The 13,616-nt window shown below is 49.8% G+C and carries 17 protein-coding genes; 1 reads left to right on the top strand and 16 read right to left on the bottom strand.

The genetic code is table 11. The features are described 5' to 3' along the window. The first annotated feature begins 72 nt into the window (after positions 1-72). Positions 73-186 carry a putative holin-like toxin gene (locus M3G15_RS11480; protein WP_232282255.1) on the top strand — a complete coding sequence of 38 codons (114 nt, stop codon included), beginning with the start codon at positions 73-75 and terminating at the stop codon, positions 184-186. 241 nt (positions 187-427) lie between these two features. On the opposite strand, the gene M3G15_RS11475 is transcribed toward M3G15_RS11480, so the two are convergent. The 16 genes from M3G15_RS11475 to M3G15_RS11400 all read right to left on the bottom strand — a co-directional run bounded on the left by M3G15_RS11475 (position 428) and on the right by M3G15_RS11400 (position 13,497). Next, a complete protein-coding gene (locus M3G15_RS11475) occupies positions 428-694 on the bottom strand; it encodes a hypothetical protein (protein WP_311202275.1) in 267 nt (88 codons plus the stop codon). Positions 695-744: 50 nt separating this feature from the next. Next, complete coding sequence (locus tag M3G15_RS11470; protein WP_009224256.1) at positions 745-1,023, bottom strand: holin; 279 nt, start codon at positions 1,021-1,023, stop codon at positions 745-747. Between the two features lie 20 nt (positions 1,024-1,043). Continuing rightward, positions 1,044-1,976 carry a peptidoglycan recognition protein family protein gene (locus tag M3G15_RS11465; protein WP_260070973.1) on the bottom strand — a complete coding sequence of 311 codons (933 nt, stop codon included), beginning with the start codon at positions 1,974-1,976 and terminating at the stop codon, positions 1,044-1,046. A 351-nt stretch (positions 1,977-2,327) separates the two neighbouring features. Continuing rightward, entirely contained in the window at positions 2,328-2,627 is a 300-nt protein-coding gene (locus M3G15_RS11460; protein ID WP_260070972.1) for a hypothetical protein, read from the bottom strand. Between the two features lie 255 nt (positions 2,628-2,882). Continuing rightward, positions 2,883-3,026: a CD1375 family protein gene (locus M3G15_RS11455; protein ID WP_260070971.1), complete on the bottom strand. Its 144-nt coding sequence runs from the start codon at positions 3,024-3,026 to the stop codon at positions 2,883-2,885. A 2-nt stretch (positions 3,027-3,028) separates the two neighbouring features. Beyond that, on the bottom strand, positions 3,029-3,427 hold the full coding sequence (locus M3G15_RS11450) for a hypothetical protein (protein ID WP_260070970.1): 399 nt from the start codon (positions 3,425-3,427) through the stop codon (positions 3,029-3,031). Between the two features lie 11 nt (positions 3,428-3,438). After that, on the bottom strand, positions 3,439-6,696 hold the full coding sequence (locus M3G15_RS11445) for a hypothetical protein (RefSeq protein WP_260070969.1): 3,258 nt from the start codon (positions 6,694-6,696) through the stop codon (positions 3,439-3,441). Next, complete coding sequence (locus tag M3G15_RS11440) at positions 6,696-7,262, bottom strand: YmfQ family protein (protein ID WP_260070968.1); 567 nt, start codon at positions 7,260-7,262, stop codon at positions 6,696-6,698. Before M3G15_RS11440 ends, M3G15_RS11445 begins: the two co-directional genes overlap by 1 nt. After that, complete coding sequence (locus tag M3G15_RS11435) at positions 7,255-8,373, bottom strand: baseplate J/gp47 family protein (RefSeq protein ID WP_260070967.1); 1,119 nt, start codon at positions 8,371-8,373, stop codon at positions 7,255-7,257. Before M3G15_RS11435 ends, M3G15_RS11440 begins: the two co-directional genes overlap by 8 nt. Then, on the bottom strand, positions 8,373-8,834 hold the full coding sequence (locus M3G15_RS11430) for a DUF2634 domain-containing protein (RefSeq protein ID WP_260070966.1): 462 nt from the start codon (positions 8,832-8,834) through the stop codon (positions 8,373-8,375). The genes M3G15_RS11435 and M3G15_RS11430 overlap by 1 nt, the downstream gene beginning before the upstream one ends. After that, positions 8,827-9,228, bottom strand: coding sequence for a hypothetical protein (locus tag M3G15_RS11425; protein ID WP_260070965.1), 402 nt, complete (start codon positions 9,226-9,228; stop codon positions 8,827-8,829). The genes M3G15_RS11430 and M3G15_RS11425 overlap by 8 nt, the downstream gene beginning before the upstream one ends. Beyond that, entirely contained in the window at positions 9,218-10,216 is a 999-nt protein-coding gene (locus M3G15_RS11420) for an XkdQ/YqbQ family protein (protein ID WP_260070964.1), read from the bottom strand. Before M3G15_RS11420 ends, M3G15_RS11425 begins: the two co-directional genes overlap by 11 nt. Further along, entirely contained in the window at positions 10,213-10,854 is a 642-nt protein-coding gene (locus M3G15_RS11415; RefSeq protein ID WP_260070963.1) for a LysM peptidoglycan-binding domain-containing protein, read from the bottom strand. Before M3G15_RS11415 ends, M3G15_RS11420 begins: the two co-directional genes overlap by 4 nt. 19 nt (positions 10,855-10,873) lie before the next feature. Further along, positions 10,874-12,535 (bottom strand): hypothetical protein, encoded by a 1,662-nt coding sequence (locus tag M3G15_RS11410; RefSeq protein WP_260070962.1) that lies wholly within the window; start codon positions 12,533-12,535, stop codon positions 10,874-10,876. A 336-nt stretch (positions 12,536-12,871) separates the two neighbouring features. Then, complete coding sequence (locus M3G15_RS11405; RefSeq protein ID WP_260071006.1) at positions 12,872-12,997, bottom strand: hypothetical protein; 126 nt, start codon at positions 12,995-12,997, stop codon at positions 12,872-12,874. A 14-nt stretch (positions 12,998-13,011) separates the two neighbouring features. Next, positions 13,012-13,497, bottom strand: coding sequence for a phage tail assembly chaperone (locus M3G15_RS11400; RefSeq protein WP_009224267.1), 486 nt, complete (start codon positions 13,495-13,497; stop codon positions 13,012-13,014). Positions 13,498-13,616 lie beyond the last annotated feature (119 nt).

Here is a 13,616-nt window from a genome sequence, read left to right as displayed (position 1 = left end):
TGGTATAATAGTCCTGACAACAGAAGGCTTAGATGGGTGGTCGGCTAGTCTCCCCGATGGGAGGTGATGCCTGTGGAGGTTAAAGACGCACTGTCTCTGATGATCCAATTCGGAGCGCTATTAATAGCACTCATCGGTTTGGTCATTACGATCGTAGCTACGTCAAACCAAAACAAAAAGAAATAGACCCCCCATTTGTGGTAGGTAAGGGTCTATTCCTTTTACCAACTACAGCCGACCGCTCTTCAAAGCGGCTGTTGTTAGAGTGAAGATGTTCCCGCATCTTCACTCTTTATTTTATGGAGATTATTTGCTTTCATTCTATCACAAAGAAAAACGTATTGACAATGCACCTACCAACCATCCTGATTTGAAAAATGCAAAATAAGGGCCGCTCGCAAAGCGAACGGCCCAAAATATAGGAGGCTCAGGAGGCAGTATGCCGCCCTTTTGCCACAGGTACACAAGCTAATATGTTATCGATCCGAAAAGCCCGAGGGACATGGGAAGTCAGGCATGTCGCCCGAACCAAACCGCCCCGCACATCATGAACTTCGATCCGCCGCTGCGTGATCTTGCCTGTACGGTCAACGTAGATGATTTCTACAGTTCGACCGATGTATTTTTCCACCAGGATCATCTCCAAATAGGAACATTTGTTTGTATTATATGCAAACAAATGTTCTTTATTCAAGTGGAAATGGCCTCCAAGCCAGATCATGCTGCTCTATGACCGTAAGCCCCTCACTTGTCCTTTGTTCTTCCCTGGCGATTGTTCCCGAGTTCAAACAACCCGGTGGCCGACAAACCCGCCAAACCTCCCGCCCAGAGTCGCAGCACCAGCTCCATTTCCGTAAATGGGTACGCCGCTGCTCCGACCAGTACGCCGATGATCACGCCGATGAAAGGGATTAGATTTTTGGGCAGGTTGAAGGTCGTTTTCACGAGTTGCACCAAAGCTAATACAAATACGGACAAGACCGAGGCAAACGCCAATACATTGGTTAAAATCTCGTTTTGCATAACGATGACTTCCCTCCTTCTTATTGCTCCGGGATGCCCGCAGCCCGGCGCAGGTAATTCGCCAGATTGTGAAAATGCTGCGCCCGTGCCATATTTCCTTCGTCCCGTGCCTTAAACCAAGCCGGCGATAGCCAGCGGAAGATGATTTCCTGTGCATTGCTTTTTGGCAGCGGAATCAGTGGGCCGGGAGTGGACGAAGAAGCTAGCGGAATCCCTGAGGCCACCCGAAGATTGTTCGCCAAATTGTGAAAATGCGTCATGCCAACCTGATCCCCTTTGGCACGTGAAGCAAACCATGCGGGTGAAACATAGTTGTCGATCAGCGACTGGGCGATGGAAGCGGGCAATGGCGTAAACGATGTATTCGAGTTTGACGTTGGGCTAGGTGTACGCATCGCCTTGAGTTCGGCTGAGATATCGTCCAGCAATCGGTTCATCGTTTTCCCGCCTGTAGCCAGAGCTTTGTCGGGATCCTGTCTTCGCGCCGGGTCAAGTTGCCTGTGAGATGGAATAAAGACGTAAGGGTTCTTGTTCCATTTGTAACAGCAATAAGCCAAATACCAGACATACCGCTTGTACGCTTCCGTAAATTTTATGCGCCCGCCGTAGCAAAATTCCACCCCGATGGCCGCATCGTTGGCATCATAGCCAAATAAATCATTGTCCGTCTTCACGTTGTACAGCACGTGCCAGGCTTTCTCCGCAGGATCGGGGCCGGTACCTGTCGGGATAATTTCAAGGATTTTTGTATCATCAATAAACACATGGGCCGAGGCCGTGCGATCCTTCAGCGAGTTGAAATAGGCATAGTGGTTGTCCGCCGTTGCCCCCGGATTCCCTGTGTCATGCGCCACAAAAAACTCCGGGGTTCCCGTCGTCAACCTCGTCCCTGGCCGGACATTAGGCCGCTTTGCAATGTATCGCCTTTCAATTCGGTACTTTTGTGTATCCATAAGCGATTTCACCCCTTCCATTTATGCTATTCCGCAAGGTGCCCCCTTCGCTTGTGCACTTGTGAGTACGATTCTAGGATTTTCATCATAAAACAAAAGAGCCTGCGATATTTAGCAGACTCTGGTATAATTTGGCATGAATTTGGACGGGAGAGTAGCGCCTCCGGATCGGATGTGATGCATATGAAGTTTTCTAACTAAAATAACCCGCCCAGGTTAGCGCCAAGGTGCGGGTTATTCTCTGATGTACATTTGGAGGTTTCCCACCCAAGTGTTGTACCGGGGAGGCTGTGGCGCAGCCTCCTTGTTTCTATTGTTATCTTAGCATACTCTTCCATATACCTCAATAATTCACAAAATCTTATTTTCCTCCAGCCGATCGATTCGCTTATGGGCTTGTTTCGCCGATTCCTCGACGCGCGTCAGCCGCTCGGAGAAGGCTTCAAATCGCTGGCCTTGCAGCTTTTGTTCAATTTTCATGTCGTCTACGCCCCGCTTGATGTACTCTACATCCGCCCGTTGCACAGCCTCCGCTTCAGCCGACTCCTCAGCCTCCCGTCTCGCCGCCTTCGCACGCCCCGCCCACCCCAACGCAATCCCGCTCACCGCCGCCAGCACGGAGGTTACCGCGGTGATGATCGTAATGTCCATGATTACACCTTCTTTCGGGGAAAATGAAGAGCCCTCGGGGGACCGAGGGCAGAAAAAACACGCCTTGCGGCGTTCGTGTGGTATGCTGTCTTACTTGTTCCTTACGTTCTGAATAGTTACTCCGGTCAATTTGACAACCTATCATCTTAAAAAGCATCGTACAGGCACTATCAAAGTTACATACGTGAGCATTGCAATTCAAACTTCACAAGTAGATGAGAATCGCGTAAATCTTTAAAGCAATTTCACATCAACTCAGAGATCATTTGTTGTAGTTACCATATTAAGTTTTTCCGCTACAGCATTTCTTAAACCGCCGTATAACGGCACTTGATCCACTGACTTACGACCAGCCTTGATAAGTTGTACATATACATCAACCATGATGTTGTTTTCCATGATTAAGCCACCGTCCCGTTTTTCAGCGTTTCGATTTCGGTCTGTAAAGTCATAATTTTATCCTGTAAATCCAAAGTCAGTTCAAATGTGCTGGCTAGGGCGTCGAGGGCGAGTAGGTTTGACGCGTTGGCCTCGTCCAATTTCAACCTTAACTCCGCCACCTGATCGTAAATTGACGGTGTTGGTTCCGGCGGCAATGGGATAGCTTCGTAATTGTAAAACAATTCTTGCGTATCCTTTTTGAACATCAAAACAGGATACGTTCCTTCAGGTGCGTTAACTATTGGCAATTCATCAACATAAAACCCGCCTTCTACCTTTTGTTCTGGTGCTGTGTTAGTAATAATCATTTGAACCCTTACGATATTTCCGCCGAACTTATCTGGAATGATGTAAAACATGGTATCCCTCCTTATCCATAAACCAAAGCTCCATACATGTAGACGTTGTAGGCGACGTTATTAACGGCCGAGTTAGCAAACTCTAACCACAACTTATTCGTTGTAGAAGAAGTTAAACCTGTGAAATTAACCTTTGATGATATAGGAGTTCCGCCTGTACCGTTTTTATACAGAATTTGATAGTAGTTAGTAGCGAAATTTATCTCAAAATTCCATACAAATCTAGATCCGTTATAACTACCGAGAGTTATGTTACTACCGCCAGCCCCCGGCCCGGTGCCGTATTTTAATGCTATTGTCATGGCGCCATTCCACGGAGTGAATTCTGTGTTAGGCGTAGAACCGGTTAAATAGTCGGAACTGTATACGATATGTTTCATACCTGCGGGTACAGTTAAGATGTCCAAAGCCGTAGTGCCGGGAGGAGCTGATTGCTGGAGTAGGTTAAAACTTAACTCGGCATATCCACCAGGTTGTAACGACCCGACAACACCGCCAATATTAATACCGCTTTTCACGTTCCCTGCTACAAGATTTGCAAAAGTCGCCGTTACTTTGCCGCTACCGTTATGGTATCCGGCTGGTATCGTGTACTGTCCATTTTGCGTTGTGATTGTATTTGTAACGGCTCCACGGTTTGGCATGGTTCCGGCAACTAGGCCACTTTCGGTTAATATTGTTTTGGTCGCTAATACGTCGCTTGTGGTTGCTGTTCCGTAACTTTCAACCTCACCCCCTTCACCCGACAAAATAAAAGCCGATCCATCAAAGAACAACGTATAGACGCTTGCGTAAAATTTCGCTGCCGATCCGTTAGCTTTTTTGATCGGATAGGCCGCCGTGCTTCCGAATTGCAATGATGGCGTACCCGTGCTATCGGCGTTGAATTTTACAGTTATCTGTTGGTTGGCGGATAACCTATCATTGGTCGGGATAATGAAGGTGTCTCCGTTTTTGGTTGTCACATACGGAACAACCGTTTTAATCGCGCTACCTGACGTAGCAGCAGTTGAAGCCACCGAAGCCGCTGTCAATGCGTTAGTTGCAACCTCAACCAAGTCGCTAATTTGCGCCTTTTCGTTATCTGCTACACTCCCTTTAATCGGTTGAGTAGGAGACTTGTCTAATTTTATATAAGTTGCGCTATAGGACGCGTTTGCATTGTAATTGTAATCATTTACGGCAGCCCGAACTTTACCGTATGTGTCATTAGTGGATAACCCCCATTTACTAAACTCCCTATTATCCTCATACATTTTCAGTATGGAATCCACCTTGTTAGCAAATGGTGACGCCGTAGAGTTAAAATATTTTGTGGTGGAGCCGAAAGGTCTGACATTTTCTCTCAACACAATACCTGTTCCGACTTCAACCACGTTTTGGCCTTCCGGCAACACTAACGCCCCTTCAAAGGGTACAGGTTCCACGACTTCTCTGGCTAGGCGGTAAAGGAGTTGGTATGGTTGATAGACGTTCCCAAATGAATCAGTTCCTGCGAATGTCGTAGGTACGGTAGTAGTGTAGTCAATACTATTTGTCAAAGGAACACTGTCATTCATACGTGTAATTCGTATCCATGATTTAGTTCCTGTTCCATTATAATTAGTCTGACGTGAGCTACTTAAAACGCTCATTTTCCAACCCAAGAAATACGCTTTAATCTCGTCTGCTGTTGGCGTGTAGTCGGCACCCCAACCACTGTCTGCATTGGGAATAGTGATCCATAATTCAAATTGGATATTCCCTACATTGAAGTATTGGGAGGGTTCCGTCCAGCCTCCACCGTCCAACCAAGTCAACTGTTTTCCGTCCCACCCAGTAACACGAATCAGGTTTTCGGTATTAGGTGAGTAGTTTTCTAACGCTCCGGTTTTGCCGTTAAGCACAATTTTAATGCTTTTGAACCCTGCATAGCTGGCGTTAAGAGAGTAAGAGAACGAATTATCAAGAACAACCTTTTTCCACTTCGCCAACTTGAAATATTGCCCCTCTTTATCAAAAAGGACGTCAGGCTCGCTTCCATCCAACGGGTTAGCATGCAACGTCGTTTGCAGAGCAAGCATAGACTTACGTTGCGGTATAAATGGTTTGGCTTCGTTGCCAACGACAAGCATTGGGTTCTTAAAGGTAAAAACGCCAGCTAGTAAATTGTTATATATATTTACAACTACCTCGTCGTGGTTTCCCGTGTTGAATGTAACTGCCTGATCTGGAGTATTGTTGACGATAATGTCGGCCCCTGCTGTAACGGATATAAATCCATTATGAACAGCGCTGTAAGTGTAATTCGTATTTGGCAAGACCTTAACAGTGTAACTTCGCGCGGAACCGACGGATGCTGCGCCTATTAAGTCGATCTCATACGCTCCTTTTATTTTGACTTCTCCGGTAGATGAAGCGGGAACTCTCCATTCATAAAACGGCGGCAAAATATTTTCCCCATACCCAATAACATAAGGATTTTCTACCCCTACAATGCCCGCCGGTACAAATAGATATTTCTCATTAATCCAACTATCCGGCGTGGATTCATTGAGTTGTGCGTATTCTTCTGCAGTTAATTGGTAAACTCGGTAAGAATCAAAGTTAAAGGTGTCACCTACTGCAAATAACTCATTGCAATAAACATCTACGCATACCGACGTATTTGTGCCTAAATCAGCTGGCGTAAATACTCGAAAGGAAATTCCCCCCGCCTCTCCTGCCGGATGCGATCTATCGAATGAATGCTGAATAGTCACTTCACCGGTCGTTACAAGCCGAACTGATATTGATTTACTTGCCGACTTTACCCAAGCAGCAATTAATAGATATTTAGTTGGATCTATCGGAAAATAATCCGATCTGACGTATGCACCCGACAATGCTGAACTACTGTGAGTATACTTGAGACTTGCCATCCCGCTGTCTCTTACGGTCGTGTCAACGGAAAGCGTCCCATTCGGAGCGGACCAACTGGTAGCTTCTTCGCAACTGCCAGCATTACCAAGAAGGTTAATCAACGTCCGCCCCTTAATTTCACCTAATTTAAACCTTGAATCCCTAGGCGAGTTTACAACTTGTAGACCAGGGTTAAGGGTAATTTCTTTAGTTTCAACATGGTCTAGACGATCTTGAAGAGTGCTAATCTCTTCCAGTACCTCGCCGGCAAAAGAATCTACCTTTTCTGCATTCTGATCGATATATTTATTCAAATCGAAATACGTAGTTTCTGGCGAAGTACGATCGATTTTATTCAATCCAAGATTTGGTGTAGTTGGATTTGGCACTACAACCCACCTCCTAGTAATTTGTCTTGCGTTGTCGATTCAATCTGAGTAATGGTCATCCCCTCAACTTGGGCAATCGTAAGATAGTTCAGTCGATAAACGACGGCCATATGGGCCGGCTTAATTTCTTCAATTATTCCTTTCAAATCATCGAGATTGGGAGGGGCTCCGATTGAATCAACAAAACGAACCGTAACCCCCCACTCCCCCGGCTGAAAAGAAACTTCCACCCTTCCCCGGTCGTACGCCTCGGCCACATTTTTCACGAGCCGCCCGGAGAACTTCCCGCTGCCGCGTAGCTTCGATTCGACAACGGCACGGCGCTGATCCAGCGGTTTACTTAAATCCGTCGTGATGCCGAGCTCGCTCTCCCAACGGTCCAGGCCCCAAGTCGCCGTGCGCACAAAAAACTGCTGAAAAGTCTCGTCCAGCGCCGCGAACAGCAGGTCCATCTCCGCACCTTTGGTGTTCATGTCCGCCTGCATGACCCGGGAAGTCTCATAATAGCCCGGAAGATAGGAGAACATTTCACGCCCCCGGGGGCTGGTCAGCAAAAATTCACTCATACACATCCACCGTCCCCAACACGGCAACCTGGCCCGTATAGATCTCCAGATTGGTGTCTGTGTTGCCATTCACCGTTAGCTCGGCATAGTCGATAATCGGCGGAATGTCCAGCAGAATCGCGGCAATCCGCGTAAACCGAACCAACGGGTCAACAAAAGCCAGCTGCTTTAAATACGCCCGCACGCCATCCTCGATTTTTTTCTTCACTTCATCCATTGTCACGCCGCTGGCCAGCGTCAGCTTCACGCGAATATCGATCGGCACCTCCTCGGCAGCCATCACCGTAACAATCGCTCCCGCAGGTGCCACACCTTCGCCTTGCCCATCCTGCGTCGGATCAATATACGCCTGTGCCGCCGCAACGATCTCCTCGTTCGCCGCCCGCTTGTCCGCATCCAGCAAGTAGATACCCACCGTGCCAGGACCTTGCCACAACGGTTCCACCTGTGCTCCGCCCACGCCAGGCACTTCACCGGCCCACTTCAAATATTGCGCCTTGTTTCCACTTGTCCCCTGATTACGTACCTGCGAAAAAAAACGCTCCAACAGCAACTCATCCGACTCGATGTCGGCTCCACCCCGCGTAGCCTCCGGGTTCGTAACCGCCGTCAAACCACTAACGGGCGTAGCCATCACCTGGATGACGCCCGCCGGTACAACCCCCGCTCGGCCAGGAACCAACGCTCGAATTGGGGCCGTCCCCACTCCGTTCTCATCCAACGTCACGGCTGCCGTCGTTTCATATTCCATCGACGCCTCCGCCGAATACTCATCCGCCGGCGTCGCCACAATCGTCCCCGCAGGAACTGTCTTCCCCGGCTCCCCAGTAAACTGCACCATACCAGTCGCTGCCACCGCCGGCCGCCGTGTAACGCCATGCTCCGCCGCCCGGAGATCGAGATACTCCCCATACGTCGTGCTCGCAAATCCCCGCGCCAGCAATTGTTGTGCCCACGTCGCAGCCTCCGCCAGCATGAAGGCCACCGGCGCTTCCGCATCCCAAATAAAAGAACCCTCGGATTTATCCATATCCGAAGGTACCCGTTCCAGCATTCGCTGCATAATCCGCTCTTCCGTCTGATCCTGCAAATAAAGCGGCAATTCCGCCATCACGTCACACTCCCTTCCACGATCAGCTCATCCTCCCTCACGTTTTTGACTCGGCACGTAAATCGACAACCATCCTCCCGCCAATCAAAAACAAACCCATCCACGCTCAACGTCCGGGGGTCCACCATCAGCGTCTCCGTCGCGATCCGCCGGATTTCGCTTTCCTGAACGGCCCGGCTATAGCCTTGGCCGATCAGCTCCTCAAACTCCTGACCATACGCACGGGAGTAGATCACATGTCGATATCGCGGGGTACGGATCGCTTTTTCACACCACACCTTCCAGGCGGCGATCTCGTCGGCAGGGGCGATTTTTCCCGTAGGCGTCATCACGAACTCCCCGGCATCAAAATCAAATCGCCAGCTCCGGCCAAACGTCACCGTATCCGCAACCGCTTCCTGCTCGTCCAGTCCCGGAACCAACCACGAATCCGCCACCGCCTCCGGAAAAAGATTAGCCATTCCCGCTCACCACCCTGCATAGCACAATTGCATCATTCCCGCCGTTTAGCGGCAGTGCCAGCACGCGATCGCCGGGTTGAATTTGTAGCGACAGCACCGTGTCTTTCGTTTCCGGTGGCATAAATGTAAACTCCCCTTGGCCCTCAACGCTGCCTCCTCCGCCGTCTTTTAACCCGCGGACCTCTCCGGTCATCTTCAACTCCGGGAGCTTCAGGATGCCTGGGAACTCTGCAACATAGTATTCTTGAATTTCATGCTTGAAACTGTCCAGCTTCAGTCCCGTGCCCGTCACGGTCCCAAGCTCTGCCGTCGCACCGGTTAGCACTTCGGCAGCTTTTCTTGCTGCATTTTCCCGCAGTGAAACGGCCAACGCCGCATAAGGATCATTGCTCAAGAAAATACCTCCTTTTCACGTCGTCCATCATCGCGAGCTCCAGCGTCATATGTCCGGGATCCCCCAGTTCATGCGATACGGAAGTCACAATCAGGTTCAGCCCGTTAAAAATCACCTTATCCCCCGCCCGGATCGTATTTAAATCGATGCAAGTAACGGTATAAGACTGCCTTAGGCCCGTTAGCATGGACTCGGCATATTTTTTGGCGGCACCGGCGGTTTTGACGTTCTCATCCTGCACGATCCGTTGCAGCACGCCGTATTTGGCAGTCTCTCCGCTCGCTACGGCCAACACCTTGGAAGGTGCACTATCGCCACGGTTCTCGGTCCCGATGACCTTCACTCGTGTCACCGCGCCTTCCAGTGTACGATTTTGCGTGGCTTCCTCCAGTTGCTCCAGCTTCCAAACCACGTCATTGCTGCCGATCTTGAACAAGGTTAATCCAGCTGGTGTCATTCGCGGCACGTACATGTCCCCGCCAGCCTTCACCGTCTCCTTCAGATCCGACAAGATCATGTTGTAAAGGGTTTGCGGACGATAGACGGCTTTTTTCAGCTTGGTTTTCGTATCTGGTACCTTATCAAGTGGAATGCCCCAGTCTGCCGCGTATTTCTGAAGACGCTGGGCTGCTGTTCCCCCTGCTGGAAAAAGATACTCATCCTCCGATTTCGCCAAATAAATCGTCCGGTCATACACCGTTACCGTCATGTGCTTCGTCTGCCTCAAGGTGCTGGAGCAATCCCACACCACGCCCGGATGCAGCAACGGAACCATCTTGCCCCCAGCAGCAATGCCGCTGCCCGAACCGTTATACGGCACGCCGCTGATCCGAATCTCCTGCCCCGGTTCAATCCCCGGAAAAGAAGCCGGAATCCTCAGCCCAATCGTGCCCTGATACGAAATCTGATCAAGCGAATCCTTAAGCGAAATGCTCTCAACCAATTCCCGCAAATAATATTTGTTTTGCAGCACCACTTCGTAACTCATTGCGGCATCACCAGCTTTTGTCCGGGCTTAATTCGGTTCGGGTCTTTGCCGATCGTTTTTTGGTTGGCATTATAGATCTGCTGCCATTTCGAGCTGTCGCCAAGCTCCAGCTTTGCGATTTTGGACAAGGTGTCACCTGATTTAACTACATAGGTTTTTGCGGGCTTTTTCGTGTCCGGCCGGGTGGATTTGGCTGTCGAAGCTGCCCCGCCGGCACCCGCCTGAGTGTGCACCTTCATCTCCCGCCAAGTCCGAGCGGTTAAATCAAAATACACGTCCCCCGGCTCCCCACCCCGAAAGGTACTGTTATGAGCCGCGATGGTCACAAGCACGTTTACGGCCGTATCGGTAATGATCATGCGAACCGGCGACTTGCTGTTCATCATGGTCGTGAGCCGGTTCATCGCCTCCTGCGGATCGGGGAGGTTTTGATAGTTGCAATACCCCGGATCATAAGCCGCCGGAAAAAAAGAAGAGAAGGCGATCTCCTTCACCCTCTCTCCAGCCGGAAAGTCATATTCCCCCAGCGATACGATATTCACCGTCTCCACGCCTTTGCTCCGGGAGATCGTAATCTCCTCCGGGTTCACGGGAAACACGAAATTTTGTCCCGTACCGTCAATTAAGTGAATCTCCATACGTCCCTGCTCCCCTCCCCTACTTCAGATTTTGCATCGCAAACCGCACTTCATTGGCGATTTTCCAGCCGGCGGTTTCGGCCAATTTTTGATAGTCCAGCTTTTCTTCGTTAACCGTTAAATTGATCGAACCCTCCGACAGGGATACATTGACTGGGGTTGGGGCTTGTTTGTAACCAGCTCCACCGATTTTTGACTTCACTTCTTCCGGCAGTTGGTAGTAGTTTGGTACTGGAGTGCCCATAACCTTGGGAACGTTCACGTTTGTCCCCGGGCGTGTAACTCCCTGTACGCTGGGAGCCATGACTCGATTGGAATACACTAGGGGTTTTGTTTTTTTCTTCCCATAAAGTACATCAAATATATACCCCCCCAATAGTTCACCTAATGAATCACCTGCAGCAGCGCCAAGGGCAGGAAAAAGCAGCGTGCCCCAACCGCCAGTTACCGGAGCAGTAAATGTTCCGAGAGCTGCACCTCCAGCGCCCAGTAGCCCCCCTAAAATAGCAGACGTAACTTTCTGAGTTTTTTCCCTGCCAGGCTTAGCTGAAAAGATCTCATAGCCATCCATAAGAAGCCCCGCATAGCCTCCTATTTTTTTTACAAAAGGAGTTACTCTTTTACCCCAGAACTGCGCACCTTTTGTACCTGCCGCCGAGAGTTGGTCCAATTTCTTCGGTGAGATTTTCGTCTCAAGTTGCGATCGCCAACCTGGCCATTTTTCTAGCCAATACTTCTTTACGGAGTTTGCGGCTTGTGTAAGCTTACTTTCAAGCGCTTCTTTGTATCGGTCTTTGAATATTTCATTAATGACTTTACCGCCGAATTCTAAAACCGACTTTATCGAATTGATTATATTAGGATGATCTTCTCTAAGAGCTGAGATGGGTTCAAATGCTTTGCCCATTCCAGAAAAGACTTTTTGCGTAACATTAACAGGTCCCCAATTGCCTCTCATTGAATTTTCAGCAATTGTTATAGGGTTCAGCATCGATAAAATATTTTCAATGATTGAATGACGAGGCCTATCACCATCTTGTCTTCGACCACTATTGGTTTGTATTTCTGCCAAGCGGTTAGATAGATAATCATACGCGTCTAGCATAGGAAAGACCGGCAAACTTAAAAGCGGGGGATTTGCTCTTTTCCAGATTCTTGAGCCTCCACTATTTAAGCCCTTACCTCCACTCGCCTCATCTATTCCAATGCCTAGACTCTCAATGATCTTACTTTTTATTCCTTCTCCCAACGCTTCTCCAATCGCCGCAGATACCCGTCCCAGCGTGCTCTTCCCATCAGACTTCATCCACTTTGAAAAAGAATCACCAACCACGGTTTCCCAGTTCACACCTGTGATAGAAACTTGCCACGGTTCGGCCGCTAGTGAAGCGAGAGAAGCTCGAAGCCTCAGCGCTGTGGTAGTGACGCGATCGCTCAATTGCGCCGTTGGCTTCACCGTCGTCCGGTGCAGACGTTCCAGTGCTTCCTCGGCCTTTCGGGCTGCGGATGTTAAGCGATCGTCCAAGGTGAGAATGGGCTTGATGCGGGTTTTGCTGAGCAGCGCCGCTCGGCGCTGAGTTTGCTGCAGCAGCTTGTCCAGACTGCGAAGCTTTTTCGCGGTTCGATCAACGTCACGGTCGTCGGTCTTGATTTCAAGCTTGTCATTGTCATCTCTAGCCATAGGTCGTCTTGCCTCCTTTCTTTCGGATTTGAGCGGGCAGGAACCATCCCACGAAAAAATAACAGGATTTCCCACCGTTATTTTTGGGAAAATCCCGCTTTCACGCAAATTAACTGGAAATCCTACTGTTATTTCGCCCGTTTTTCCCGAGTAGGGCTGAATTCCATAAAATTAACGGTAAGAATTCCAGTTAATCGCCTTCTACACCCACCAAGTCAATAAACTAACGGTACTTTTTACAGTTAGTCTCATCAAACCACCATACTGACGCGGGTAGAGCCTAGCTCGAAGGCTCCAAGACCAGAGCCTCAGCACCCCACAGTACCGCACAGCACCTCACAACATCTCCAACTCACGTTCCGAAAAAGCCCGCAGCAGCAAGCGCTCTCCCTTCGGGAGTGACCAGTATTCCCCGGGGCGAAGATGATGCCGCGTCCACATGTGGAACAGCAGCGTCGTCATGCCGCCGGAGCTGATTAGTTTTTTACGTCATCGATGTCGACCCCAAACCCGGAGATCTCCAGCACTTTATCGCCTACGGCGTCGAGCTCCCCGGCCAGCAGCAATCGGCGGATCGCCTCTTCCCCGCCGGACAGCTTCAACCGGCTGGTTAGGCGCGCGTCGTCCCAGCCGCTCAACTTCACACTTTGCGGCTCCCCGCCGTGATCTCCGCCGCTGTCGGCTTTTTTCACTACTTCCAGCATCGATGTGGCTTCTTTGATCAACGCCGCGTTAAACAACTCGCTGTCGATCTTCTCGGTCACCTGCCCTTTGGTCGTCTTGCGCACCGTACAACGTTCGCGGATCGCGTCCACTTTGCTGGACGTCAGGCCGCGCAGCGTCACACGCAGTCCCAATCGCCCGATAAATACAGTTTCTTCCGGTAAATTCGTCACTGTTTCAAAGAGCCCGTCCAAAATTTCCTGTTCGCGAACCGGATCCAAAGCTGAATATTCACTCATGCTCGCTTCCTCCTTCGGATGATAATCCAAATACAAATGTGTCTCTTGAGCAATAGCGGTACAAATGGGCGTTACTCCACACAAAATCGGGCTCCAACGAAAAATAAGACCATTTCATG

The organism is Paenibacillus sp. p3-SID1389 (assembly GCF_025151705.1).
Lineage (GTDB): Bacteria > Bacillota > Bacilli > Paenibacillales > Paenibacillaceae > Fontibacillus > Fontibacillus phoenicis.
The sequence above is the reverse complement of the archived record's forward strand: the minus strand, read 5'-3'. Positions and strand labels throughout refer to the sequence as shown.

Coding starts and splice junctions, on each gene's coding strand:
- M3G15_RS11470 (WP_009224256.1), bottom strand. CDS start 1,023: ATGCAAAACGAGATTTTAACCAATGTATTGGCGTTTGCCTCGGTCTTG.
- M3G15_RS11465 (WP_260070973.1), bottom strand. CDS start 1,976: ATGGATACACAAAAGTACCGAATTGAAAGGCGATACATTGCAAAGCGG.
- M3G15_RS11460 (WP_260070972.1), bottom strand. CDS start 2,627: ATGGACATTACGATCATCACCGCGGTAACCTCCGTGCTGGCGGCGGTG.
- M3G15_RS11455 (WP_260070971.1), bottom strand. CDS start 3,026: ATGGAAAACAACATCATGGTTGATGTATATGTACAACTTATCAAGGCT.
- M3G15_RS11450 (WP_260070970.1), bottom strand. CDS start 3,427: ATGTTTTACATCATTCCAGATAAGTTCGGCGGAAATATCGTAAGGGTT.
- M3G15_RS11440 (WP_260070968.1), bottom strand. CDS start 7,262: ATGAGTGAATTTTTGCTGACCAGCCCCCGGGGGCGTGAAATGTTCTCC.
- M3G15_RS11435 (WP_260070967.1), bottom strand. CDS start 8,373: ATGGCGGAATTGCCGCTTTATTTGCAGGATCAGACGGAAGAGCGGATT.
- M3G15_RS11430 (WP_260070966.1), bottom strand. CDS start 8,834: ATGGCTAATCTTTTTCCGGAGGCGGTGGCGGATTCGTGGTTGGTTCCG.
- M3G15_RS11420 (WP_260070964.1), bottom strand. CDS start 10,216: ATGAGTTACGAAGTGGTGCTGCAAAACAAATATTATTTGCGGGAATTG.
- M3G15_RS11415 (WP_260070963.1), bottom strand. CDS start 10,854: ATGGAGATTCACTTAATTGACGGTACGGGACAAAATTTCGTGTTTCCC.
- M3G15_RS11410 (WP_260070962.1), bottom strand. CDS start 12,535: ATGGCTAGAGATGACAATGACAAGCTTGAAATCAAGACCGACGACCGT.
- M3G15_RS11405 (WP_260071006.1), bottom strand. CDS start 12,997: ATGACGACGCTGCTGTTCCACATGTGGACGCGGCATCATCTTCGCCCC.
- M3G15_RS11400 (WP_009224267.1), bottom strand. CDS start 13,497: ATGAGTGAATATTCAGCTTTGGATCCGGTTCGCGAACAGGAAATTTTG.